This is a genomic window from Streptomyces bacillaris (assembly GCF_003268675.1).
In the GTDB taxonomy this organism is placed as follows: Bacteria; Actinomycetota; Actinomycetes; order Streptomycetales; family Streptomycetaceae; genus Streptomyces; species Streptomyces bacillaris.
Map to the genome: position 1 here is coordinate 4,884,056 of NZ_CP029378.1, position 22,841 is coordinate 4,906,896.

Annotated in this window: 23 protein-coding genes, 3 pseudogenes and 1 riboswitch; of the genes and pseudogenes, 19 read left to right on the top strand and 7 right to left on the bottom strand. The window is 71.7% G+C overall.

What is annotated here, in order from left to right; all coding sequences use genetic code 11:
* Positions 1 to 6: 6 nt before the first annotated feature.
* Positions 7 to 399, bottom strand: coding sequence for an ATP-binding protein (locus DJ476_RS21205; protein WP_103418525.1), 393 nt, complete (start codon positions 397 to 399; stop codon positions 7 to 9).
* 140 nt (positions 400 to 539) lie between these two features.
* Between DJ476_RS21205 and DJ476_RS21210 the strand changes: the two genes are divergently transcribed.
* Entirely contained in the window at positions 540 to 1,076 is a 537-nt protein-coding gene (locus DJ476_RS21210; protein WP_112491307.1) for a GntR family transcriptional regulator, read from the top strand.
* Positions 1,073 to 1,858 (top strand): GntR family transcriptional regulator, encoded by a 786-nt coding sequence (locus DJ476_RS21215; RefSeq protein WP_112491308.1) that lies wholly within the window; start codon positions 1,073 to 1,075, stop codon positions 1,856 to 1,858. The genes DJ476_RS21210 and DJ476_RS21215 overlap by 4 nt, the downstream gene beginning before the upstream one ends.
* Positions 1,859 to 1,923: 65 nt before the next feature.
* Here DJ476_RS21215 and DJ476_RS36255 read toward each other — a convergent pair.
* A pseudogene (locus DJ476_RS36255) lies at positions 1,924 to 2,040 on the bottom strand (IS982 family transposase); the annotation flags it as partial.
* A 125-nt stretch (positions 2,041 to 2,165) separates the two neighbouring features.
* Between DJ476_RS36255 and DJ476_RS21225 the strand changes: the two are divergent.
* Together DJ476_RS21225 and DJ476_RS21230 are read left to right on the top strand one after the other, a co-directional pair.
* The gene (locus tag DJ476_RS21225) at positions 2,166 to 2,777 is read left to right on the top strand and encodes a MepB family protein (RefSeq protein ID WP_112491309.1); all 612 of its coding nucleotides are present in this window, start codon (positions 2,166 to 2,168) and stop codon (positions 2,775 to 2,777) included.
* Positions 2,778 to 2,858: 81 nt separating this feature from the next.
* Positions 2,859 to 3,620, top strand: a complete 762-nt coding sequence (locus tag DJ476_RS21230) for an HNH endonuclease family protein (protein WP_103418529.1) — start codon at positions 2,859 to 2,861, stop codon at positions 3,618 to 3,620.
* Between the two features lie 47 nt (positions 3,621 to 3,667).
* On the opposite strand, the gene DJ476_RS21235 is transcribed toward DJ476_RS21230, so the two are convergent.
* On the bottom strand, positions 3,668 to 4,324 hold the full coding sequence (locus DJ476_RS21235; RefSeq protein ID WP_112491310.1) for a hypothetical protein: 657 nt from the start codon (positions 4,322 to 4,324) through the stop codon (positions 3,668 to 3,670).
* A gap of 212 nt (positions 4,325 to 4,536) precedes the next feature.
* Between DJ476_RS21235 and DJ476_RS21240 the strand changes: the two genes are divergently transcribed.
* Entirely contained in the window at positions 4,537 to 5,286 is a 750-nt protein-coding gene (locus DJ476_RS21240; RefSeq protein ID WP_112491311.1) for an N-acetyltransferase, read from the top strand.
* A gap of 138 nt (positions 5,287 to 5,424) precedes the next feature.
* Here DJ476_RS21240 and DJ476_RS21245 read toward each other — a convergent pair whose 3' ends face one another.
* Positions 5,425 to 6,147 carry a hypothetical protein gene (locus DJ476_RS21245; protein ID WP_103418532.1) on the bottom strand — a complete coding sequence of 241 codons (723 nt, stop codon included), beginning with the start codon at positions 6,145 to 6,147 and terminating at the stop codon, positions 5,425 to 5,427.
* A 221-nt stretch (positions 6,148 to 6,368) separates the two neighbouring features.
* On the opposite strand from DJ476_RS21245, the pseudogene DJ476_RS21250 reads away from it, so the two are divergent.
* From DJ476_RS21250 to DJ476_RS21280, 7 genes and pseudogenes are all read left to right on the top strand, one after another.
* Positions 6,369 to 8,716, top strand: a pseudogene (locus DJ476_RS21250) (N-6 DNA methylase).
* A 115-nt stretch (positions 8,717 to 8,831) separates the two neighbouring features.
* On the top strand, positions 8,832 to 9,455 hold the full coding sequence (locus DJ476_RS21255; protein ID WP_103418534.1) for a hypothetical protein: 624 nt from the start codon (positions 8,832 to 8,834) through the stop codon (positions 9,453 to 9,455).
* A gap of 56 nt (positions 9,456 to 9,511) precedes the next feature.
* Positions 9,512 to 11,226, top strand: a pseudogene (locus DJ476_RS21260) (protein kinase domain-containing protein).
* Between the two features lie 145 nt (positions 11,227 to 11,371).
* Entirely contained in the window at positions 11,372 to 12,028 is a 657-nt protein-coding gene (locus DJ476_RS21265) for a SurA N-terminal domain-containing protein (RefSeq protein WP_112491312.1), read from the top strand.
* A gap of 30 nt (positions 12,029 to 12,058) precedes the next feature.
* A complete protein-coding gene (locus DJ476_RS21270) occupies positions 12,059 to 13,060 on the top strand; it encodes a nucleoside triphosphate pyrophosphohydrolase (protein ID WP_112492579.1) in 1,002 nt (333 codons plus the stop codon).
* A gap of 80 nt (positions 13,061 to 13,140) precedes the next feature.
* On the top strand, positions 13,141 to 13,305 hold the full coding sequence (locus tag DJ476_RS21275) for a hypothetical protein (RefSeq protein WP_162638764.1): 165 nt from the start codon (positions 13,141 to 13,143) through the stop codon (positions 13,303 to 13,305).
* Positions 13,302 to 14,603 (top strand): cytochrome P450 family protein, encoded by a 1,302-nt coding sequence (locus DJ476_RS21280; RefSeq protein WP_112491314.1) that lies wholly within the window; start codon positions 13,302 to 13,304, stop codon positions 14,601 to 14,603. The genes DJ476_RS21275 and DJ476_RS21280 overlap by 4 nt, the downstream gene beginning before the upstream one ends.
* Positions 14,604 to 14,606: 3 nt before the next feature.
* Here DJ476_RS21280 and DJ476_RS21285 read toward each other — a convergent pair whose 3' ends face one another.
* A complete protein-coding gene (locus DJ476_RS21285) occupies positions 14,607 to 14,813 on the bottom strand; it encodes a hypothetical protein (protein ID WP_112491315.1) in 207 nt (68 codons plus the stop codon).
* Between DJ476_RS21285 and DJ476_RS21290 the strand changes: the two genes are divergently transcribed.
* The 6 genes from DJ476_RS21290 (at position 14,812) to DJ476_RS21315 (ending at position 20,965) form a co-directional block, all read left to right on the top strand.
* Positions 14,812 to 15,888, top strand: a complete 1,077-nt coding sequence (locus tag DJ476_RS21290; protein ID WP_112491316.1) for a transglycosylase family protein — start codon at positions 14,812 to 14,814, stop codon at positions 15,886 to 15,888. The two genes, DJ476_RS21285 and DJ476_RS21290, sit on opposite strands and share 2 nt — an antisense overlap.
* Positions 15,889 to 16,179: 291 nt before the next feature.
* Positions 16,180 to 16,373, top strand: a riboswitch (cyclic di-AMP (ydaO/yuaA leader).
* Positions 16,374 to 16,378: 5 nt separating this feature from the next.
* The gene (locus DJ476_RS21295) at positions 16,379 to 17,101 is read left to right on the top strand and encodes a transglycosylase family protein (protein ID WP_112491317.1); all 723 of its coding nucleotides are present in this window, start codon (positions 16,379 to 16,381) and stop codon (positions 17,099 to 17,101) included.
* A gap of 360 nt (positions 17,102 to 17,461) precedes the next feature.
* The gene (gene eno / locus DJ476_RS21300; RefSeq protein WP_018492839.1) at positions 17,462 to 18,742 is read left to right on the top strand and encodes a phosphopyruvate hydratase; all 1,281 of its coding nucleotides are present in this window, start codon (positions 17,462 to 17,464) and stop codon (positions 18,740 to 18,742) included.
* Positions 18,743 to 18,927: 185 nt separating this feature from the next.
* A complete protein-coding gene (locus tag DJ476_RS21305) occupies positions 18,928 to 19,407 on the top strand; it encodes an FtsB family cell division protein (RefSeq protein WP_103418542.1) in 480 nt (159 codons plus the stop codon).
* Between the two features lie 74 nt (positions 19,408 to 19,481).
* Positions 19,482 to 20,024 carry a DUF501 domain-containing protein gene (locus DJ476_RS21310; protein WP_103418543.1) on the top strand — a complete coding sequence of 181 codons (543 nt, stop codon included), beginning with the start codon at positions 19,482 to 19,484 and terminating at the stop codon, positions 20,022 to 20,024.
* A complete protein-coding gene (locus tag DJ476_RS21315; protein WP_103418544.1) occupies positions 20,021 to 20,965 on the top strand; it encodes a Ppx/GppA phosphatase family protein in 945 nt (314 codons plus the stop codon). Before DJ476_RS21310 ends, DJ476_RS21315 begins: the two co-directional genes overlap by 4 nt.
* A 39-nt stretch (positions 20,966 to 21,004) precedes the next feature.
* Here the strand turns inward: DJ476_RS21315 and DJ476_RS21320 are convergent, their stop codons facing one another.
* Entirely contained in the window at positions 21,005 to 21,274 is a 270-nt protein-coding gene (locus DJ476_RS21320) for a type II toxin-antitoxin system RelE family toxin (protein ID WP_070204955.1), read from the bottom strand.
* Positions 21,271 to 21,543: a type II toxin-antitoxin system Phd/YefM family antitoxin gene (locus DJ476_RS21325; RefSeq protein ID WP_070204956.1), complete on the bottom strand. Its 273-nt coding sequence runs from the start codon at positions 21,541 to 21,543 to the stop codon at positions 21,271 to 21,273. The genes DJ476_RS21320 and DJ476_RS21325 overlap by 4 nt, the downstream gene beginning before the upstream one ends.
* A 146-nt stretch (positions 21,544 to 21,689) precedes the next feature.
* Between DJ476_RS21325 and DJ476_RS21330 the strand changes: the two genes are divergently transcribed.
* Positions 21,690 to 22,676: an arsenic resistance protein gene (locus tag DJ476_RS21330; protein ID WP_112491318.1), complete on the top strand. Its 987-nt coding sequence runs from the start codon at positions 21,690 to 21,692 to the stop codon at positions 22,674 to 22,676.
* Positions 22,677 to 22,841 lie beyond the last annotated feature (165 nt).

Genomic DNA, 22,841 nt, shown 5'->3' on the forward strand with positions numbered 1-22,841 from the left:
GGGCGGCTAGGGCGCTGCCGGCCGCTTGAACGCGGCCCAGACCGTCTTGCCCACGGGGTGGTGGTCAACGCCGAAGTCCGAGGCGAGTTCCCTGACGAGGAACAGGCCTCGCCCCGAGTAACTGCCCTCGTCGGCATCCTGGATCACCGGCCGGCCGTCGCCGCTGTCGCGGACCTCCAGCCGTACGAAGTCGTCCGTCAGGTCGAGACGTACGGCGAATTCCCGTCCCGGCGGGACACCGTGGAGCAGGGCGTTGGTGGCGAGCTCGGAGACGCAGAGCTGTATGTCGTCGGCCAGGGCGGTGAGCTGCCACTTCATCGGGGCGGCGACGACGAAATCGCGGGAGGCGCGGACAGAGGTGCGCCGTCGGGGAAAGAGCCGTAACTGCGACAGAGACACGGTGGTTCACCGCCTTGCTCGTGGATGGCAACGAGAGGGTCGTACTGCTATTCGCGAAAGCTAGCAAGGTACTCTTTGGGGTGGTCGACGGAGTCGCCTACCGTGTGCAGCGGCACGGTCCGAACGGTGAAGGAGAAGCCATGGGTGACGGCGAGATGGTCGGTGCGTCCACTCGCTACCTGGCGCCGTCCACCCCGGGCGATGCCTGGGGAGCCGAGGCGGCGGCAGCAGGGCGGCGGGGTACGCAGAAGGTGGTGCGCGCCGGTGAAGTGGCCGTCCCGGACCGGGTGGCCGACCTGCTCGGCGTGGAGCGGGGCGGGCAGGTCGTCGAGCGGCGCCGGATCATGTATCTCGACGGTGAGCCCTGCGAGTTGACCGACACCTACTACCCCGTGGGGATCGCCCGGGGCACAGGGCTGGCGGGCACGGCGAAGATCCGTGGCGGAGCCCTCGCCCTGCTTGCCGAACTCGGTCACGTCGGCACCCGGGCACAGGAGGATGTGGTGGCCCGCATGCCGTCCGAGAGTGAGCGGGCGGCCCTGTCGCTGAAGGACGGCGAGCCGGTCCTCGAATTGACCCGGCTCACCCTGGACGCGACCGACCGGCCGATCCAGGCCGACGTGATGGTCATGCCTCCCTGGGGTCAGAGACTGCGGTACCAGATCAGGATCGGATGACGGTGAGCGGACCGGAAGGAAAAGAGGCGGACGGCCGCCCCCTGCACGAGCGGATCGCGGCCGATCTGCGGGACGACATCATGTCCGGGGCACTGGCTCCGGGGGACAGTCTTCCCTCCACCGCCCAGCTGAAGGAGAGGTTCGGCGCTGCGAACGCCACGGTCCAGAAGGCTGTGCAGCGCCTCAAGAGCGAGCAGTTGGTGGTTGGACGAGCGGGCGCGTCGGTGACCGTACGCGAACATCGCCAGCGCACGATACGGCCCGCCGCGTACATGGCACCGTCACCTTGGGGTGAGCCCTACCGCTGGCTGACCGAGGCGGCGAACTCAGGCGCAGGTGCCCACAGCACGCTGCTGGACGTCACCGAGGCGGCCCCTCCGGCGGATGTGGCCGAAGCGCTCGGGCTGCGGCCGGGCGGTACGGCCATGCTCCGCCACCAACTGTTGTCCATCGACGACGAACCCGCCGAACTCGTGTCGTCCTACTACCCGCTGGACATCGCCGAAGGCACCGCCATCACCGAGCGTCGCCGGATCCGGGGAGGCACGCCCACCCTCCTGGCCTCCCTGGGACACCCGCCCCGCCTCAGCGTGGACCGGGTCTCGGCGCGGGTCGCCACCCAGGGCCAGTACCGCCTCCTCCGCCTCCCCGGCGACCTGCCGGTCCTGCGCACCCTGCGCGTGGTGTTCAGCGACCACGACCGGCCCATCGAGGCCACGGTGATGGTCAAGGCGGGGCATCTGTACGAGGTGCAGTACGAGTTCACCCCGGAATCCGGCTGAACCCACGGGCGCGGAGCCGCCGTCCGGCCGCGAGCCGCTCATGGGCGCGCACCCCTCGGGACAGGAGCTACGTCCGAGCGCTTCACCGTCGGGCGCGAACGGCCGCATTCCACCGGGGTGGGGTCGGTGGTCCAGTGGTTGCCGAACCAGAAGTCCGTGTCGACGGCCAGCAGCCGTATGGCATAACGATCTCGGACGCCCTGTCCGCGTTCTCGGACACGCCGTCAGCATGCGGATGGGCCCGACGGGAGCGACGTCCCCCCAAGTGGAGCCGACCGAGACCAAGCACCCGTGACAGGGTGGGCGAATGGCGACGAACCGCGAGTACTCATCCGATCTCCACCCTAGACCGTGGTGGGACACCGCCCCTGCCCACGAAGATCTCATTGCGGCGAAGGCGCTCGTCTACGACCCCTGTGGATTCACCTGCTCGCAGCCAGTGCCCGAAGCCGAGGGTGCCGCTTACGCCGCCCACGAGTTCACACTTGACGGACTCTTCATCCGGTTCCGCGCAGCCAAGACGACCCCCACCAAGGTCGGCCAGTTCGTCACCGTCTGGAAGAGGTCCCCGGCCGGTCCTATCCAGCCCTTCGACGCCACGGACCCCGTCGACCTCTTTGTCATCAGCACCCGCGACCGTCACCACTTCGGCCAGTTCGTCTTCCCCACCGACGCGCTCCGTCGACACGGTGTCGTATCAGCAGGCGGTTCCGTTGGGAAACGGGCCTTCCGTGTCTACCCGCCCTGGGTGACCACCACCAACCGCCAGGCCGGCAGTGCGCAGGCGTGGCAGCTGGGCTTCTTCCTGCACCTGCACGAGGGCGGCCCGGTCGACCTGACCCGCGCTCAAGAGCTCTACCACCCGCAGGTCGGCGCTGGCACGACCACAGGACCGGCCGGCCCGGCACACGATCGCTGATCGCCCACGGCCACTGATCATGCGGAATGACTCGTCTAGGATGCTCGGCGTCCCACTCCCGCCCCGCCAGGACGGCTTCACGTGACATCTCCCCGTACGTCCCGGGCAGTGGCCTTGTCCGCCCTGGGCGCCCTCACCGCGCTCGCCCTGGCCGGGTGCGGCCCCGACCAGCGCGCGGGCGGGATCGGTAGTGGGGCGTCCGTCGACGGGTTCGGGGTCAGCCCGCTGGGGAATCCCGACGGTACGGGGCCGGGGCTCGCGCCCATCGTGTCGGACGGGGAGCGGGCCGCCGCGCGGGCGGTCATCGAGAAGGTCGCCACCAAGGGGCGCGGCCCGAAGACCGGGTACGAGCGGAGCAGGTTCGGCCCGGCGTGGAAGGACGAGGTCGACGGGGTCCCGTTCGCCCGGAACGGCTGTGACACCCGCAACGACCTCCTCGCCCGTGACGGCCAGGACATCGAGCACCGCTCGGGCTCCCACTGCGTCGTCGTCGCGATGAAGCTCAAGGACCCCTACACGGGCGAGTCCATCGACTGGCGCAAGCGGCAGGCGGACCGGGTGCAGATCGACCATGTGGTGCCGCTGTCGTACAACTGGCAGCTGGGCGCAGCCCATTGGAGTGCGGCCAAGCGGCAGCGGATCGCCAACGACCCGCTCAACCTCCTGCCGGTGGACGGCCCGGCCAACAACGCCAAGGGCGACTCCGGCCCGGCCTCCTGGCTGCCGCCGTACAAGCCGGTCCGCTGCTCGTACGCGGTGCGGTTCGCCCAGGTCGCGCTGAAGTACGAACTCCCCGTCACCGCGCCGGACAAGCGGGCCATGCTCGCCCAGTGCGGGGGATGAACCGGCCGCCCGGCGGGACCACGGTCCATGGTCCCGCCGGATGACGCCTAGACCTTGCCGCCGCAGATCACGTTGTACGGGCGGCCCATCGCCATCATCAGCTGCATCGGCTCCGTCGTGGCCGCCGGGCACTGCTCCTTGTCGTCGACCAGGTCGAGCACCTTGAAGGCGTCGGACCCGGCCTCGGTGCAGGCGATCTCCTTGGCGGTCGACGTGATGCAGTCGCCCTTCACCAGCTGGCCGCCGCCGGCGCCCGCGTCCCCGGGGTGGTCGTCGGAGAGGTTCCGGCCGCAGACGGTGTTGGTGGGGATGCCGCTGCTCTTCTTGTCATCGCCGGAGCCGAAGACCCGGGAGACCTGGATGATCAGGTCCGTACCGGCCGGGCACTGGATGGCGTTCGGCAGGATGCTGGCGCTCTTGATCTCCAGCGCCTTGAAGGTGGCCGCCTTGTCGTCGCAGTCGAACGCGCGGTAGCCGTCCGGCTTGTTCTCCGGGTCCGGCCCGCCGCAGTCACCGACCTCCCAGGAGCCGCCCTTGCCGTCGGATGCGGAGGAGGACGAGGACGCCTTCGAGGAGGAGTCCTTGTCACCGAAGACCTTGGACGCGCCGTAGGCCAGGCCGAGGATCACCGCGAGCACCACGAGGCTCTGCAGACATCCGGCACCTCTCCTCGGGCGGGACGGAGTACTGCCTGGCTGGGGCATGGTGCTGCTCCTCATCGGGGTGGGACACGGGTCCGGGGTACGCACGAGGTACGTACGGGGGACGAAGTCACGGGTGGGGACGCGACATGCACACCTCACGGTTCCCGGGGCGGAGAGCCTCGCCGGACCGCCGCCCGAGGTCCGCCCTCCTCCGTGCCGGTGCGCGGAAAATCCCTGGTCACAGGCGATGTGGTGCGCTTACGGTCGGCTCCATGGAAGACCTGCACATCACCACGCTCGCCGAACGCCCCGAACTCGCGGAGGCGCTCGACCGGATGCCCGACACCTGGCCGGAGTTCGTCCTGGAGGACGTCGTCGGCTGGGCCAACTTCCCCCGGATCGCCGTCGAGTTCCCGGAGTTCGTCCTGGTCGCCACCGGCCCGGACGGCAGCGTGGTCGCCCGCGCCTACAGCGTTCCCTTCGAGCTGAACGCCCCCGGACGCGGGAAGCTCCCCGTCGGCGGCTGGGACCGGGTGCTGCTGTGGGCCTTCTCGGACCTGCGGCGAGGACGGACCCCCGACACCGTCAGCGCGATCGAGATCACCGTGGCCACCGGTCACCAGGGCAAGGGCATCTCCGGCCGGATGCTGGCCGCGATGCGGGAGAACGCGGGGCGGCACGGCTTCGGTGAGGTCGTCGCCCCGGTCCGGCCGAGCGGCAAGCACCTGCGGCCCGCGCTGCCGATGGAGGAGTACGCCCGGCTCACCCGCCCCGAGGACGGGCTCCCCGAGGACCCGTGGCTGCGGGTCCACGTCCGGGCGGGCGGGGTCGTCGACTCGGTGGCCCCGGTGTCGATGACGGTGAGCGGGACGCTGGAGCAGTGGCGCGCGTGGACCGGGCTGGCGTTCGACACCGAGGGCCCGGTGGAGGTGCCGGGCGCGCTGGTGCCGGTGCACTGCTCGCCCGCGCACGGGTACGCGGTCTACACGGAGCCCAATGTGTGGGTACGGCACCGGGTGTGACAGTGCGAAGGGGACGCGGGGGGGGCCTCCTGAGGAGCGGGAGCCCTTCGGGAGGCGCCCCCGTGCGTCGCCGCCCGGACAGGCTCGAGCGGCGACAGAGCCCGACCTCGGCGGCCACAGAGCCCGCCTGGGCGGACCTCACTGCCCCAGGTCGACGATGTCCTTCGCCGCCGGCTTCTCCGCCACGACCGGCTGGTTGAACTCCGACAGGTTCAGCGTCATCGGCTCTTCGCCGCCCGTGGACGCGATCCGCAGGATGTACGGGGCACCCTCGGCGGCCACGTGGAACGTGTGGGTCTCCTTGCCGTCCTTCTCCGTCAGCCGCAGGGCGGGCTTGCCGTCGACCTTCTCCTCACCCGCCTTCCGCGCCTCGGTGTCGTTCGCCTCGATGCTCTTCAGCAGCCCCTTCAGATCGCAGAACTCGATCATGTCCTTGGTGTCCGGGTCGGACGCCTTCGACTCCATCCAGCGGCCCGCGAGCAGCTTCACTGTCGCGTCGACCTCCTCCGCGGGCTCGCCCTCGCTCTCCTGGCGCAGCAGCGCCTCGTCGTACTTCATGTAGACGGAGTCACCGGTCTTGATGATCTCCACGGTGCCCTTCGGGCTCATGGACATGGTCCCGGTGCAGTCACCGGACGTGCTGCTGGAGAAGTCGGCCCGTATCCGGCCGTCCGTGGAGTCCAGGTCCAGCGCGAGCCGCATCGACTCCGCCTTCTTCGTCGTGGTGAGCGCCTTGTTGGCGACCTCGGGGCCCGAAAGGTCCCCGTACGGACCGCTGTCGGCGCCGGCCCCGCAGGAGACGAGAGCGAGCAGTGCCGTTGCGCAGGCGGTGTTGACGGCGATACGGGTGACGAGACGCATGGCGATGCTCCGGGGGAGAGATGAGGGATGATGGCGTCGGCGGGGAGCCGATGCGCGAACGAGGTAATAACAACAGAGCCTGTGAACCGAGTCAACATGGCTCGTGCGCGACGGGTCGGGCAACGTCGATACTGGGTGTCGTCCGGGTGAGTCGCTATGCTCGCGGCACGGCGTGATCGGAGTGGACCGGGCGAGCGCGCGGCGGAGCGGGGAGGCAGTCGGTGCCGGAGCAGACGACAGAGGTGACCGCGGCCGGGATCGCGCGGCTCGCGGGGTGGGCCGGGCCGCCGTCAGCAACTGGCGGCGCCGCCACGCCGACTTCCCCAAGCCGGTCGGGGGCACCGAGACCAGCCCGTCCTTCGCCCTCTCCGAGGTGGAGCAGTGGCTTCGTGACCAGGGGAAACTCAGCGAGGTCCCGCTGCGCGAACGCGTCTGGCAGCAGGTGAACGGACACCCTGAGGGTGCGGTGACGGCCCTCGTCCACGCGGGCTGCGGCCTGCTCCTCGTCCGCGACCGGCCCACCACCTGGCTGGAGCTCGCCGGCGTCTCCGACGAGCGGATGGCCGCCGTCCTGCCGCACGCGGTGGAGCACGTCCTCACCGCCCGGCTCGGCCCGGACGCCCCCGGGGATGTTCACAGTGACGCGGGCGTTCACGGTCCGGCCGATGCGCGCAGCGGCGGGAGCGTTCACAGCGGTACGGGTGTTCACACCGGCACCGGTGCTCATGCCGAGGCCGGTGCTCATGTCGGCACTGCCGTTCACACCGGCACTGGTGCTCATGGCGACACCACCGCTCATGCCGACGCCACCGCTCGTATCGCTCACACCGCCCGTGCCGTCCGCACCCCCTCCGCCGACGCCCTCCTCCCCTCCGTCCCGCTCCTGCGGGCCGTTGCCGAGCTGGCCGCCGAGATCGGGGCCGGGCAGACCTTCGAGTTCCTGCTCGGCCGGCAGCTCGACGCCAACCCGCGCCAGTACACGCTGACGCCCCCCGGCCTGGCCGGGCTGATGGCCGCCCTCGCGGAGACCGGCAAGGACACGGACCCGCCGGGCGGGGGCAGGCGGCCCGTCCGCAGCGTCCTGGACCCCGCCGCCGGTACGGGGACCCTCCTGCGCGCGGTCTCCGGGCCCGCCGAACTCCTCGCCCAGGAGGCCGACCCCTCCCTCGCCGCGCTCACCGCCCTGCGCCTCGCCCTGCACGGCGACGGCTCGGCCCGCACCACTCCCGCCCGGACCGTACGTGCCGGGGACGCCTTGCGCGCCGACGCCTTCCCCGGGCTCGCGGCCGACACCGTGCTCTGCCACCCGCCGTTCAACCAACGCAACTGGGGCCACGACGAACTGGCCTACGACCCGCGCTGGGAGTACGGCTTCCCCGCCCGCACCGAATCCGAACTGGCCTGGGTCCAGCACGCCCTGGCCCGGCTGCGCACCGGGGGCACGGCCGTCCTGCTGATGCCGCCCGCCGCCGCCTCCCGCCGCTCCGGCCGCCGCGTCCGGGCCGACCTCCTGCGCCGGGGCGCCCTGCGCGCGGTGATCGCCCTCCCGGCCGGTGCCGCACCCCCGTACGGCATCCCGCTCCACCTCTGGGTCCTGCGCAAGCCGGGCGGCGAACTCCGTCCCGTACCCGAACTCCTCCTCGTCGACACCACTGACACCGGCGATCCCGCCGCACCGGGCACGGCCCCCGCGTCCACGGGCGGCGGGCGCGACCGGCTCGACTGGCCCGCCGTGCACACCGCCGTGCTCGACGCCTGGCGCGACCGGGCGGACCGCCCCGGCGTCAGCCGCGTCGTCCCTGTCATCGAACTTCTCGACGACGACGTGGACCTGGCCCCCGCCCGCCATCTGCCCCGACCGGCGGCGGGCTGTGGAGCGGCCGGACTCGGTGACGTACGGGAACGTCTCGCGGAGGCCCTGCGCCTGACCGCCGACCTCACCCCGCCGCCCGCCGAACTCGCCGCCCCGGCCCACTGGCCGCTCACCACCGTCGGTGAACTTGCCCGCGCGGGGGCGCTGTCACTGCGGACGGGCACGGGGTCCACCACCGGCGAACGCGTCCTCACCGAGCACGACGTCCTCACCGGAGCCGCCCCCACCGCCTCCTCCGGAATCACCCCCTCGGGAACTGCTTCGTCCGGAACTGCTTCCTCCGCCGTGGCCGACGACCCCGTGCTCCTCGAACCCGGCGACGTCGTCGTGCCCGTCCTCGGCGGCGGCTCCGCCGCCCGGGTCGTCGACGAGGAGACGGCGGGGGCCGCCCTCGGCCGTAACCTCCAGCTCCTGCGCCCCGATTCGGCCGCCATCGACCCCTGGTTCCTCGCCGGGTTCCTTCGTGGTACCGCCAACAACCGGCAGGCCAGCAGCTACGCCTCCACCGCCGCCCGGCTGGACGCCCGCCGACTCCAGTTGCCCCGGCTGCCGTTGGCCGAACAGCAGCGGTACGGGGAGCGGTTCCGCGCGCTCGCCGCGTTCGAGGACGCCCTGCGGACGGCGGGGCGGCTCGGCGGACAACTGGTGCGTGGGATGTACGACGGGCTGACGGACGGTACGGTCACGCCCCGGTGACCTCATAGGCAACGGTTGGGCACAACAGGGGACCGCCTGTCGGCGGCGGTGTATACGCTCACTGCATACGCTCACCGCACCCGTCCGATCCACGCACCCCTCCCAGGAGCAGCACATGCACGGCTACGGCTATCCGCCGCAGCAGCCGCCGACGCCCCGCCCGTCCGCGTCGACGCTCAGCGCGCTGCGCGCGATTTTCGTTGTGCTGACGGTGCTGAGCTGCGGGTTCCTCGGGTGGGCGGCGATGCTGAGGCTGGCGATCGTCACCCGCAGACCGCGTGACTGGTGGCTGTGCGCGGTCGCGTTCGTCCTCACCGTCGGCCTCTTCGCGTACTTCGCGGCGCTGCCCGACGAGGAGGAGATGACGGACGCCCAGGCGCTGCTCGGTGTCGGGTGGATGGTGGCGCTGCTCGTCGGCGTCCTCACGTACTACTTGATCATGGAGGCGCGGCACTACGCGGCGCCGGACCCGTACGACCCCCGGCGTTCGAACCCCGGCGCCACGGCGGTCCCGTACGGCCCGGCCACCCACCAGAACCAGCCGCCCGCCCACCACCAGGGCCCGCTGCCCGTCCAGCAGCACCCGACCCCGCCCCCGCACACCACACCCACCCCGACGCCGAATCCGTACGCCGTCGACACCACGCCCCCCAAGCCCGCGCCCCAGCGGCTCGACCAGGTCCGGGCCGAGCTGGACGAGCTGAGCGACTACCTCCGCAAGGAGGGCGAAGGCCGGTGAGCGGCCGGGTCATCGCCGGGCGGTACGAGCTGGCCACCATCCTCGGCCAGGGCGGCATGGGCCAGGTCTGGACCGCGTACGACCAGAGGCTCGACCGCCGCGTCGCCGTGAAGCTGCTGCGCCCGGACCGGGTCGCCGGGCCCACCGGCAGCGACGCAGCCGACGAGCTGCGCCGCCGGTTCGTCCGGGAGTGCCGGGTCACCGCGCAGGTCGACCACCCCGGGCTCGTCACCGTCCACGACGCGGGGAGCGACGGCGACGACCTCTTCCTCGTCATGCAGTACGTGGAGGGGGCCGACCTCGCGGACCATCTGGCCGAGCAGGACCCGTACCCCTGGCCGTGGGCCGTCGCGGTCGCCGCGCAGCTCTGTGCCGTCCTCTGCGCGGTGCACACCGTGCCGATCGTCCACCGCGACCTCAAGCCGCGGAACGTGATGGTCCGGCCCGACGGCACGGTCACCGTGCTCGACCTCGGGGTCGCCTCCGTCCTCGACACGGACACCACCCGTCTCACACACACCGGTTCACCGATCGGCTCCCCGGCCTACATGGCCCCCGAGCAGGCGATGGGCGGCGCGGTCGGCCCGTACACCGATCTGTACGCCCTCGGGGTGCTCCTGCACGAACTGCTCAGCGGGGACGTGCCGTTCTCCGGCTCCACCGCGCTCGGCGTCCTGCACCGCCACCTCTACGAGCCGCCGGTCCCCGTCCGCCGCGACCGCCCCGAGATCCCGGCCGCGCTCGAAGCCCTCGTGCTGCGACTGCTCGCCAAGGACCCGCAGGAGCGGCCCGCCTCGGCGCAGGAAGTGTACGAGGAGCTGGCCCCGCTGCTGCCCAAGCACGGCACCCCGGGGGCCCGCTCGACCCGACCCGCCCGTTCCTGCGCCCGCACGCGCCCTGGCCGGACCGCGCCACCGCCACTGCGCAGGCCACCGCCACGTCACCGGTCACGGGCACTCCTTCGGCCACGCCGAGCACGCCAGGCACCCCGGCGAACACCCCGGGCACCCCCGCGAACACGGCTTCGGCGGGCACCCCGGCGAGCCCCGCCACCCCACCCGTACCCACCGCCCTCCCCGTACCTCCGCAGTCGTCCCGCCCCGGGACCACCACCCCTTGGCCCGCCGTCGCCTCCCTGCTCTCCCCGGCCCCGCCGCTCACGCCGCCGCCCACCTCCTTCACGCCGCCACCGCCCGCCCGGCCGGATGTCGCGGGGGCCGTGGACGAGGTGAAGAAGCTGCTCGGGGAGGGCCGGATCACCCAGGCCGTGGACATCCTCGGCGCCATCCTCCCGGCGGCCGCCACCGAGCACGGCGAGCACTCCCCGGTCGTCCGCATCCTGCGCAAGCAGTACGCGGCGACGCTGATGGACGACGGGCAGTACCGCCGGGCGCTCCCGGAGCTGCGCCACCTCGCGGAGGACCGTACGGCGGAGAGCGGACCGGCCGACGCGCAGGTCCTCCAGTTCCGTTACGACGCCGCCCAGTGCCTGGAGCAGCTCGGGGAGGCAGCGGCGGCGCTGGCGGAGTACCGCGCGGTCCTCCCCTTCTACGAGAACGCCTACGGGCCGGTCACCGCCGACCCCGGCCGGGCCCTCGACATCCGCCACCGCATCGGACAGCTCCTGCTCGCGGTCGGGGAACACACGGCGGGCCGTGCCCAGCTCCAGGCGCTGCTGTACGACGCGGAGCGCACGTACGGGCCGCACCACCCGCTCCCCGTGGACCTGCGCCGCCGCCTCAGCCACCAGCGGGACGTCCGGGGCGGCTGAGCGCGGGGTGCCCCCGTCGCCCGCCCACATCCCCAACTCCTCCCGAATCGTTGGTCGAATCAGTGGCACCGATCACATCCACTGCCTAACATCGATCACCGCAAGGCTTGTGCACCGATGCACAAACTCTCCCCGGGAGGCTCCTTTGCACCGCCGTCGTCGCACCGCGCTCGCCGTCTCCGCCGCCGCACTGCTCGCGGCCCCACTCCTGGCCGCCTGCGGCAACGAGGCCCACCCCGGGGCCGCGGCCGTCGTGGGGGGCGAGCGGATCGAGGTCTCGGCGGTCCAGGCCCAGGCGGCCGACGTCCGCGCCGCCCAGGAGAGTTCGCCCGAGGCGGCCCAGCTGGTCAACAAGTCGGGCCAGCTCAACCGGGCCAAGCTGCACGGGATGATCTTCGGCCGCATCCTGGACAAGGCCGCCGAGGACGCCGGGGTCACCGTCACCCGCAAGGAGATCCAGGAGGCCCGGACGGCGAGCCGAGCCCAGGCGGGCGGCGAGGAGCAGCTGCGGGCGATGATGCTCCAGCAGCGGTGGGTCGCCCCGGAGCAGATCGACAACGACATGCGCCAGGAGGTGCTGCTGCCGAAGCTCGCCAAGGCGCTCGGCGCGGACCTCGGCACCCCCGCCGGACAGCAGGTCGTCGGCGAGGCGCTGACCAAGGCGTCGAAGGCGCTGGACATCGACGTCAACCCGCGCTTCGGCGCCTGGGACGACCAGAAGATGCAGCTCGGCAACTACCAGGCGCCGTGGATCAGCCAGGTCACCGAGTTCGCCCCGCAGGACCCGCAGGCGGGCGCCTGAGCAGGACGCATGGCGGGTAGGTTCGACGGGGTGAACGCTGAAGCCCCCGGCACTCCCGACACCCCCAGCGCGGCCGACACCCCCGGCCGTATCGTCCTGCTCACTGCCAGCCACCGGGTCGCGCCCGGCCTGCTCTCCTGGCCCGCCTGGCAGACGCTCCACGCCGCCGACCGGGTCCTGTGCGCCGACCCGGACCACCCGCAACTGCCCTACCTCCGCGAGGCGGGCGTCCACGTCGAGCACGCGGCCCCGTCGGCCGACGAACTGGTGGACGCCTGCGCGGGCGACCGTACGGTGGTGGTCCTGACCGGCGGCGAGGGGGACCAGCCCCTCACCGACGGCCTGGCCCGGCTCGGCGGCTCGGGCCGGGTGGCCATGCCGGACCTGGAGCTGCTCCCCGGCTCGTACGACCTCCCCGGCGCCCGCCTCCTGGACCTGGTCCAGGTCATGGACCGGATCCGCCGCGTATGCCCGTGGACCTCGCAGCGGACGCACCGGGGCCTCGCGAAGTACGCCATCGAGGAGGCGTACGAACTGGTCGAGGCGATCGAGGACGGCGACCGGACCGAGTTGCGCGAGGAACTGGGAGACGTACTCCTCCAGGTCGTCTTCCACGCGCGCATCGCGGAGGAGGACCCCGAGGAGCCCTTCGACGTGGACGACGTGGCGGGCGGCCTCGTCGAGAAGCTGATCCACCGCCACCCGCACGTCTTCGGCGACGAGACCGCCGAGACCCCGGAGGACGTCCACGCGCACTGGCTCCGCACCAAGGCCATCGAGAAGCAGCGCACCTCGGTCACCGAGGGCATCCCCCTCGGCCAGCCCGGCCTGGCCCTCGCCGCCAAGCTCGGCAGCCGCGTCCGCACGGCCGGCCTCGACGTCCCCCTCCCCACCGGCGACACCATCGGCTACGAACTCCTCGCCCTCGCCGTGGCCGCCGAGGCGAACGGCACCGACCCGGAAGCCGCCCTCCGCGCGGCGGCCCGGGTCTACCGGGATGCGATCGTGGCGGCGGAGGGCGGGGAGGGTTAGTACGGTGACGGCAAAGGCGTTATGAGGGGCGGGGGACAGGCGTGGACGCCGAGGCGATTCCGTACCTGGAGAAGGCCGCCGTGGCCAGCCACGTAGAAGCGCAGTACCACCTGGGCAAGGTGCTGGCCGCACGTGAGCACACCTGGTTGTCCCTGGCAGCCGTCTCTGGGCACCCGGAGGCCATCCGCGCCCTCCCCCCACTCCGCGCGGCCATCGCCACCCCGCCCGATACCGTCGAGGAGTGAACGACACCCCCGCCTGCCCCCACACCGCAGCCCCCGAAAGCGCCCCCGAACTCTTCACCTGGGAGTTCGCCACCGACCCGTACCCCGCCTACGCCTGGCTCCGGGAGCACAGCCCCGTGCACCGCACCGCGCTGCCCAGCGGGGTCGAGGCCTGGCTCGTGACGCGGTACGGGGACGCGCGGCAGGCGCTCGCCGACGCGCGGCTCTCCAAGGATCCGGCGAACCACGCGGGATCCGCGGCCGCCAAGGGGAAGACGGGGATCCCGGGGGAGCGCAAGGCGGAGTTGATGACACATCTCCTCAACATCGACCCGCCGGACCACACCCGGCTGCGCCGGCTCGTCTCCAAGGCGTTCACCCCGCGCCGGGTCGCGGAGTTCGCACCCCGGGTGCAGGAGCTGACCGACCGGCTGATCGACGACTTCGTGGAGAAGGGGGAGGCGGACCTCATCCACGATTTCGCCTTTCCGCTCCCCATCTACGCCATCTGCGATCTGCTCGGCGTCCCGCGCGAGGACCAGGACGACTTCCGGGACTGGGCGGGCATGATGATCCGCCACGGCGGCGGGCCGCGCGGCGGGGTGGCGCGGTCGGTGAAGAAGATGCGCGGCTATCTCGCCGAACTCATCCACCGGAAGCGGGAGAACCCCGGCGACGACCTGATCTCCGGGCTGATCCGGGCCAGCGACCACGGCGAGCACCTCACCGAGAACGAGGCCGCGGCGATGGCGTTCATCCTGCTCTTCGCCGGGTTCGAGACGACGGTCAATCTGATCGGGAACGGTACGTACGCCCTGCTCCGCCACCCCGAACAGCGCGCCCGGCTCGAAGAGTCGCTGGCAGCCGGTGAGAGTGCGCTGCTGGCCACCGGGATCGAGGAGCTGCTCCGGTTCGACGGGCCGGTGGAGCTGGCGACCTGGCGGTACGCCACCGAGGCGCTGACGCTCGGCGGGCAGGAGATCGCGGCCGGGGATCCGGTGCTTGTGGTGCTGGCGGCGGCGGACCGGGACCCGGAGCGGTTCGCGGATCCGGACACGCTCGACCTGTCACGGAGTGACAATCAGCATCTCGGCTACGGTCACGGAATCCACTACTGCCTGGGAGCGCCGCTGGCCCGGCTGGAGGGGCAGGCGGCGGTCGCGACGCTGCTGAAACGCCTTCCTGGCCTGCGACTTGCGGCAGAACCTGCCGATTTGCGCTGGCGCGGCGGGCTCATCATGCGTGGACTGCGCACGCTGCCGGTGGAGTTCGAGCCGGGGTGCCGGCTCGCAGAAGGTGACACGCTGTCACCTCTGTGACTTTCACGTGATCTGCGCTGCATCGACTTGTGACATGCGTTCGAGTCCCGCTAGGTTCACGGTTCGACGCGTCGGCCGGTCGTTCACCGTTGGCCCGTCCGTCACTTGCGCAACCTGCGTCACGCGCACGCGCAACGGCTTCATGCCCACGCGCATCAGCTTCACGCTCCTCAGTTCCTGCTTGTCAGTCGCACGGAAGGCAAACTCCATGGGCTCCGCGAACGGCAGACACCGCCGCCCTCGTCAGGCACCCGCCATCGTCGTCGCCGCAGGGGTGACCGGATCGGCCATCGCTCTTCCGCTCCTCGGCGCGACCGGTGCACACGCGGCCGACGCCACCACCTGGGACCGGGTCGCGGAGTGCGAGAGCGGCGGCATGTGGAGTGCCGACCTGGGCAACGGCTACTACGGCGGGCTCCAGTTCTCGCAGGAGACCTGGTCGGCGTACGGCGGTACCGCCTACGCGGACCGGGCCGACCTCGCCAGCCGCTCGCAGCAGATAGCCGTCGCGGAGAAGGTCCTGGCCGACAAGGGCCCGCAGGCGTGGCCGAGCTGCGCGGTGATCTCGGGCCTCGCGGTGGACGGCAGCCTGCCCGGCGTCGACCCCGGTACGGCACCCTCCGCCGACCCCACCCAGGACCCGACGACCGCCCCGGCGGACGAAGCGGACGAAAAGGGTGAAGGGGAGGAGTTTGGTAATAAGGGCTCAGCTGGTGCGGGTGACAAGCCCGGCAGCACCGGTACGGGCGAGAAGGGTGACGAGGCGGGCGGCGGCAGCGACGCGCTCGACCCCTCCGGTGAGCCCTCCGCCCCGCCCGCCACCGGGAAGGCCGGGAAGACCGGGGAGGCGGCCGGAGAGAACGGCACCCCCGACGCTTCCCAGCCCTCCACCCCTGACCGCTCCGGCGGCGGCAAGCACCGGGGCGCCCCGGCCCCCGAGGAGACCGGTGCGGTGGGCGAGGACGGCCCCCGTGAGTCCGGCAGGCACGCCTCGCGGGGCGAGGGCGACGGGCGGGACGGCGGCGCGGTCGCCGGGGGCGGGTACACCGTGCAGCCCGGCGACAACCTCTGGGCCATCGCTGACGCACAGGAACTTCCCCAGGGCTGGACCGGTCTGTACGAGGCCAACAAGGACATTCTGGGCTCCGACCCGGACCTGATCCTGCCTGGCCAGAGCCTGGACCTGGGGCTGGGCAAGGATGCTGCCGAGGGTGCCGGGGAGGCGGCCGACGAGACCGCCGACGAGACTGCCCGGCAGGGTGCCGAGGCGCCTGCCGCCAACTGATCGAACACGGCAAAACACCTCAAAATCGAGGGCAGTTCAGAGGCCTATGTCCACTTATGCGTAAGTGAGACATGGGTCTCTTTGCTTCAACTGGCGCGTTACGGCCGCCTGCTCGGCGAAGATCCCCTCCGACCTGCGGAAACGGCCCGTCAGAGCCAGGCGGTAAGCCTCGATTGAGGCACTATGTCCGTCTTTGAATGTCGGGGTTGCCTGTGTTTACGGTCGGAACCGCTCGCACCGCGGGCCCCGTCGACCGTCACGCCGAATCCTGCCGTCGGTCGGAGGGAACAGACGCGTAAAGCGCCGTAGGCAGGAGCGGGGGACCCAGGTAGGCCGCCGGGTCCGCACGGCCTCGTCGACGTCCAGGACGGAGACGGGAGCGTACGGGACCGGCTTGGGGTGAAGCCGCGCGCAAGGTCGCGCGGCCGGGCAACTCATCAGCCCGAACCCGACAGCTCACCTCGTAGGCGTCGGTGAGGAGATTCGTTCCATGCTGCTGAACAGCAAGGGCAAGCACCGCCGCCCGTCCAAGGCCACCCGTCTCGCCACCCTGGTCGGCGTCACCGGCGCCGCCGTGGCCGTCCCGCTGATGGGCGCCACCAACGCCTCCGCCGCCTCCGTCGCCACGTGGGACGCCGTCGCCCAGTGCGAGTCCGGTGGCAACTGGTCCATCAACACCGGCAACGGCTACTACGGCGGGCTGCAGTTCTCGCAGTCCAGCTGGGCCGCGGCCGGCGGTACGCAGTACGCCCCGCGCGCCGACCTGGCCACCAAGGGCCAGCAGATCGCCACCGCCGAGCGTCTGCTCGACATGCAGGGTCCGGGCGCCTGGGCCTGCGCCGGTGCCGGTGGCCTCACCAACGACGGCGTGGACCCGGGCGTGAGCACCGGCTCCGGCCAGTCCGCCGCCAAGACGCAGAAGGCGCAGCCCGAGCGCAAGGCCGAGCAGCCCACCACGCGCAGCGAGCAGCGCACCGCCCCGGCCGCCCCCAAGGCCAAGGCCGAGAGCTCCAAGAAGACCGTCACCACGCCGACCGGCAAGAAGGTCGAGAAGGGCGACGGCGAGTACAAGGTCGTGGCCGGTGACACCCTGAGCAAGATCGCTCACAAGGAAGGCGTCAAGGGCGGCTGGAGCAAGCTCTTCAAGCTCAACGACGACATCGTCCAGGACGCGGACCTGATCTACCCGGGTCAGCAGCTGCACCTGAAGTAACCGCCGCGTCTCCTCCCGGAGGGAGGGGGTCCGGCGGCACCCTCCCTCGCACGGCTCCCCGGCCCGGCGCGCTACTCCCCCGTGCGCGCCGGGCCGGGGCATGTCTGTGTAAGGGGCCCAGCGTTTTAAAGGGCCCCGAAGGGCCCCTCCGGCTGGGGGATGCGTTCATCTCTTGTCGGCAGCACTTGTTACCGGCCAGTAGATTTCTGGAGTTTTGTCCCGTCATGCGGGTCCTTGGGTCCTTTTTCGTCCCAGGAGGCGGGCGGTCGGCCGACTGACGCGGCCGGGCCGGTTAGGCTCGTGTCGCAAGGCCACAGTGACCCTGCACAACCAGTGTCATATCCCAGAAGGAGATGCCTCGTGCCGTCCATCGACGTCGTCGTAGCCAGGGAAATCCTCGACTCCCGGGGCAACCCCACGGTCGAGGTCGAGGTCGGCCTCGACGACGGCAGCACCGGCCGTGCTGCTGTTCCGTCCGGCGCCTCCACCGGTGCGTTCGAGGCCATCGAGCTTCGCGACGGTGACCCCAACCGCTACCTGGGCAAGGGTGTCGAGAAGGCCGTCCTCGCCGTCATCGAGCAGATCGGCCCGGAGTTGGTCGGCTACGACGCCACCGAGCAGCGCCTCATCGACCAGGCGATGTTCGACCTGGACGCCACCGAGAACAAGGCCTCGCTCGGCGCGAACGCCATCCTCGGTGTCTCGCTCGCCGTCGCCCACGCCGCCTCAGAGGCGTCCGACCTGCCGCTCTTCCGCTACCTCGGCGGCCCGAACGCGCACCTGCTGCCCGTTCCGATGATGAACATCCTGAACGGCGGCTCGCACGCCGACTCCAACGTGGACATCCAGGAGTTCATGATCGCGCCGATCGGCGCGGAGTCCTTCTCCGAGGCCCTGCGCTGGGGCGCGGAGGTCTACCACACGCTGAAGAAGGTCCTGAAGACCAAGGGTCTGTCCACCGGACTCGGTGACGAGGGCGGCTTCGCCCCGAACCTGGAGTCCAACCGTGCCGCCCTGGACCTCATCGTCGAGGCCATCAAGGAGGCCGGTTACGTCCCGGGCCGCGACATCGCGCTCGCGCTCGACGTCGCCGCGTCCGAGTTCTACAAGGACGGCGTCTACGAGTTCGAGGGCAAGTCCCGCTCGGCCGCCGAGATGACCGAGTACTACGAGGAGCTGGTCTCCGCGTACCCGCTGGTCTCCATCGAGGACCCGCTGTACGAGGACGACTGGGCCGGCTGGAAGGTCATCACCGACCGCATCGGCGCCAAGGTGCAGATCGTCGGCGACGACCTCTTCGTCACCAACCCGGAGCGGCTGGCCCGCGGCATCGAGGAGGGCTCCGCCAACGCCCTGCTCGTCAAGGTCAACCAGATCGGTTCGCTGACCGAGACCCTGGACGCCGTCGAGCTGGCCCAGCGCAACGGCTTCAAGTGCATGATGTCGCACCGCTCCGGCGAGACCGAGGACGTCACCATCGCGGACCTCGCCGTCGCCGTGAACTGCGGCCAGATCAAGACCGGTGCCCCGGCCCGCTCGGACCGCGTCGCCAAGTACAACCAGCTGCTGCGCATCGAGGAGATCCTCGACGACGCCGCCGTGTACGCGGGCCGCTCCGCCTTCCCGCGCTTCAAGGGCTGACCGGCTCCCAGGGCTGACCCAGTCCCCTGGGCTGCCCCGTAGCCGCGAGCAAAGGCTGACCGGCTCCCGGGCCGACCGGCTTTCAGGGCTGACCCGTAGCCGTAAGACGGTAGCCTCCGTCCGTCCCCGTACCCGGTCCCGTACCGTGTGCGGGGACGGACGTGCGTAACGGGGAGGCGGGAGACATGGCCGGGAAGGACCGCGACCGGTTCTCCACCTCGACCAGGCTGCGGCTGCTCGGCGAGCAGACCGCCGCCCGCGTCTACCGCTCCCAGAACCGCCGCCAGGCCCGCCGCTCCCGGCTGACCGGCCGGGCCGCCTTCCTGGCGCTGGTGGTCTGCTCCCTGGTGGTCGCGCTCGCCTACCCGATGCGCCAGTACGTCTCCCAGCGCGACGAGATCGCTGAGCAGGAGCGGCTCGCGCAGGAGGCGCAGGCGCGCACCGAGGAACTGCGGGACGAGAAGGCGCGGCTCCAGGACGATGCGTACATCGTGCGGCTGGCCCGCCAGCACCTCCATTACGTCCTCCCCGGGGAGACCGGCTTCACGGTGGCCGACCCCGACGCGGCCGAGGACCGCCGGGGGGAGCCGGGCGCCGGCCACCGCCCCTGGCACTCCAACCTCTGGGACGGCGTGGACAACGCCGACCGTGAGGACGGCGACTGACCCGCACCGACGCACGCTCCCCTCTGTTCCACTCCCACCCCTCCGACGAGCTTCCGAGCAGAACCAAGGCAGGCATGGAAACGCCCCCTCCGCAGACCGAGTCCACCAAGCCCACCGACGCGGACATCGCCGCGTTCGAGCAGCAGCTCGGCCGCCCGCCGCGCGGCCTGCGCGCCATCGCGCACCGCTGCCCGTGCGGCAACCCGGACGTGGTGGAGACCCAGCCCCGTCTGGAGGACGGCACGCCGTTCCCGACGACGTACTACCTGACCTGCCCCCGGGCGGCCTCGGCGATCGGCACGCTGGAGGCGAACGGGGTCATGAAGGAGATGACGGCCCGTCTGGAGACCGACCCGGAGCTGGCCGACGCCTACCGGGCCGCGCACGAGGACTACATCACCCGCCGCGACGCCATCGAGGTGCTGGAGGGCTTCCCGAGCGCGGGCGGCATGCCGGACCGGGTGAAGTGCCTGCACGTCCTGGTCGGCCACTCGCTGGCCGCCGGGCCCGGGGTGAACCCGCTGGGCGACGAGGCCATCGCGATGCTGCCGGAGTGGTGGGCCAAGGGCCCGTGCGTCGCGCCGTGCGCGGAGAGCTTCGAGGAGCAGGGCGCATGACCCGGGTCGCCGCCGTCGACTGCGGTACGAACTCGATCCGGCTCCTCGTCGCCGACGCGGACCCCGCCACCGGCTCCTTCACCGAGCTGGACCGGCGGATGACGATCGTCCGCCTCGGCCAGGGCGTCGACCGGACCGGCCGGCTCGCCCCCGAGGCGCTGGAGCGCACGTTCGCGGCCTGCCGCGAGTACGCCGCCGTGATCGGGGAACTGGGCGCCGAACGCGTCCGCTTCGTCGCCACCTCCGCCTCCCGCGACGCCGAGAACAGCGCCGACTTCGTGGCCGGGGTCCGGGACATCCTGGGCGTCGAGCCCGAGGTGATCACCGGCGACCAGGAGGCACAGCTCTCCTTCGACGGCGCCACCAAGGAGCTGACCGGCGGCGACCACCTGGCGAAGCCGTACCTGGTCGTCGACATCGGCGGTGGCTCCACCGAGTTCGTGCTCGGCTCGGACGAGGTGGCGGCGGCGCGGTCCGTCGACATCGGCTGCGTACGGATGACCGAGCGCCACCTCACCGTCGACGGCACCGTCGTGGACCCGCCCACCCACGACCGGGTCGCCGCCATCCGCAAGGACATCGAAGCCGCCCTGGACATGGCCGCCGCGACCGTGCCCCTGACCGAGGCGGCCACGCTCGTCGGCCTGGCGGGCACGGTCACCACGATCGCCGGGATCGCCCTGGAGCTGACGGCGTACGACTCCGAGGCCATCCACCACTCCCGCGTCACCCGCGGCCAGGTCCGCGCGATCACCGAGCGTCTTCTGCAGTCCACCCACGAGGAACGCGCCGCGATCCCCGTCATGCACCCCGGCCGCGTCGACGTGATCGCCGCGGGCGCCCTCGTCCTGCTCGCCGTGATGGAACGGACGGGCGCCCACGAGGTCGTCGTCAGCGAGCACGACATCCTGGACGGGATCGCCTGGAGCGCCGCGGCGTAAGGGGACAGCGGGCGGCCCCTGGGCCCATGAGCCGCCCGCTCAGAGCGACCGGTAGACGTCCCGTCGGTTGCCGACCTTGACGACGAGGATGATCAGCTCGCCGTCCTCCACCCGGTAGGCAACCCGGTAGCTGCCCACCCGGAGGCGGTAGAGCCCTGACGGACCGGTGAGCTTCTTGATGTCGGCGTCCTCGCGGTACGGATCGTCGCCGAGCGCCGTCAGCGCGGCGAGGATACGCATGGCGGCGGGCCGGTCGATGGCCCGGAGCTGCCGCTGCGCAGCCGCGGTGAACCGGAACGCGTATTTCACGCCGCGCCTTCGGTGCGCTCGGCGAACAGGTCCGCCAGCAGCTCCGCCATCGTCACGGTCGGGCCACCCTCGGCCAGGACCGCTTCCGCTTCCCGGGCGAGCAGTACGTCGGCCGCCTCCTCCAGCGCGTCGAAGTCCGCGATCGGCACCAGCGCGGCGACGGGCTCGCCGTTGCGGGTGATCACTGTGGGTGTCCCCTTCTCGGCGGAGTTGATGTGGTCCGCCAGGTGCGCGCGGGCTTCCCGTACAGTCACAGTGCTCTCGGCCATGCAAGCAGTGTACGCGCATACGTGTACACGCACAGGTCGTCGTCAGCGAGCACGACATCCTGGACGGGATCGCCTGGAGCGCCGCGTAACAGCCCGGCAGAGGCGGAAGCAGGGGCGGGCGCGGGAGCAGGGGAGGGGCGTGCGACATGGGGGACGGTGTGCCGCGCGGGGTCGTGGAGCGGATGGAACACCATCAGGTGGCCGTCTATCTCGCCGCGATGGCCCTCGGCGCCCTGCTCGGCCTCGCGGCACCTTCTTCCGGGCCGGGTCTTGAGCGGCTGATCAACCCCGTCCTCGGGGCGCTGCTGTTCGTGACCTTCCTTCAGGTCCCGGCGGCCGAGCTGCTGCGGTCGTTGCGGGACGGGCGGTTCCTCTCCGCCGCGCTGGTGGTGAACTTCCTCGTGGTGCCGCTCGTGGTCGCCGCGATGTTCACGTTCCTGCCCGCCGACCGGGCGGTGCGGCTCGGGGTGCTGCTCGTGCTGCTCTGCCCGTGTGTCGACTACGTGATCGTCTTCAGCGGTCTCGCCGGAGGGTCGGCCCGCCGGCTGCTCGCCGCGACCCCGCTGCTGCTGGTCGCGCAGATGGTGCTGCTGCCGGTGTTCCTGTACGCGTTCTTCGGGTCGGGGCTGGGCGACATCGTGGAGGCGGGGCCGTTCCTGGAGGCGTTCGCCGTCCTCATCGTCATCCCGCTCGCACTGGCCTGGGGGCTCCAGGCCTGGGCGGGGCGCCGGCAGAGCGGGCGGCGGGTGTCGGACGCGGCCACCACGACGATGGTCCCGCTGATGGCCGCGACCCTGCTGGTGGTCGTCGCCTCCCAGGTGCCGAAGCTGGGCGGGAACCTCGCCGATGTCGCCGCCGTCATCCCCTTCTGCGCTGCCTTCCTGGTGGTGTTGGCCTTCGCCGGGAAGGCGGTGGCCCGGGCCTTCCGGCTGGACGTGCCCGGGGAGCGGGCGGTGGTCTTCAGCGGGGCGACGCGCAACTCCCTCGTGGTGCTGCCCCTCGCGCTCTCCCTGCCCGACGCCTATGCCATCGCCGCCGTCGTCGTGGTCACGCAGACCCTCGTCGAGGTCGTCGGCATGGTGGTCTACGTGCGGGCCGTGCCCCGGCTGCTGCCGTCCGCTCCGGGAGCCTGAGCCCCGCTGTCGGCAGGCTGCTCAGAAGCGTCCCCGACCGCACCTTTGAGCTGGGGAAAGGCCTCCGGGAGGGGGCTTTCGGCAGCACGCCGCGCCGAAGTTCGTGAACTTCTTCACAAGGAATTCGGCCCTCTTGGGCGCACTTCTGACGCGCAAGGGCCGTCC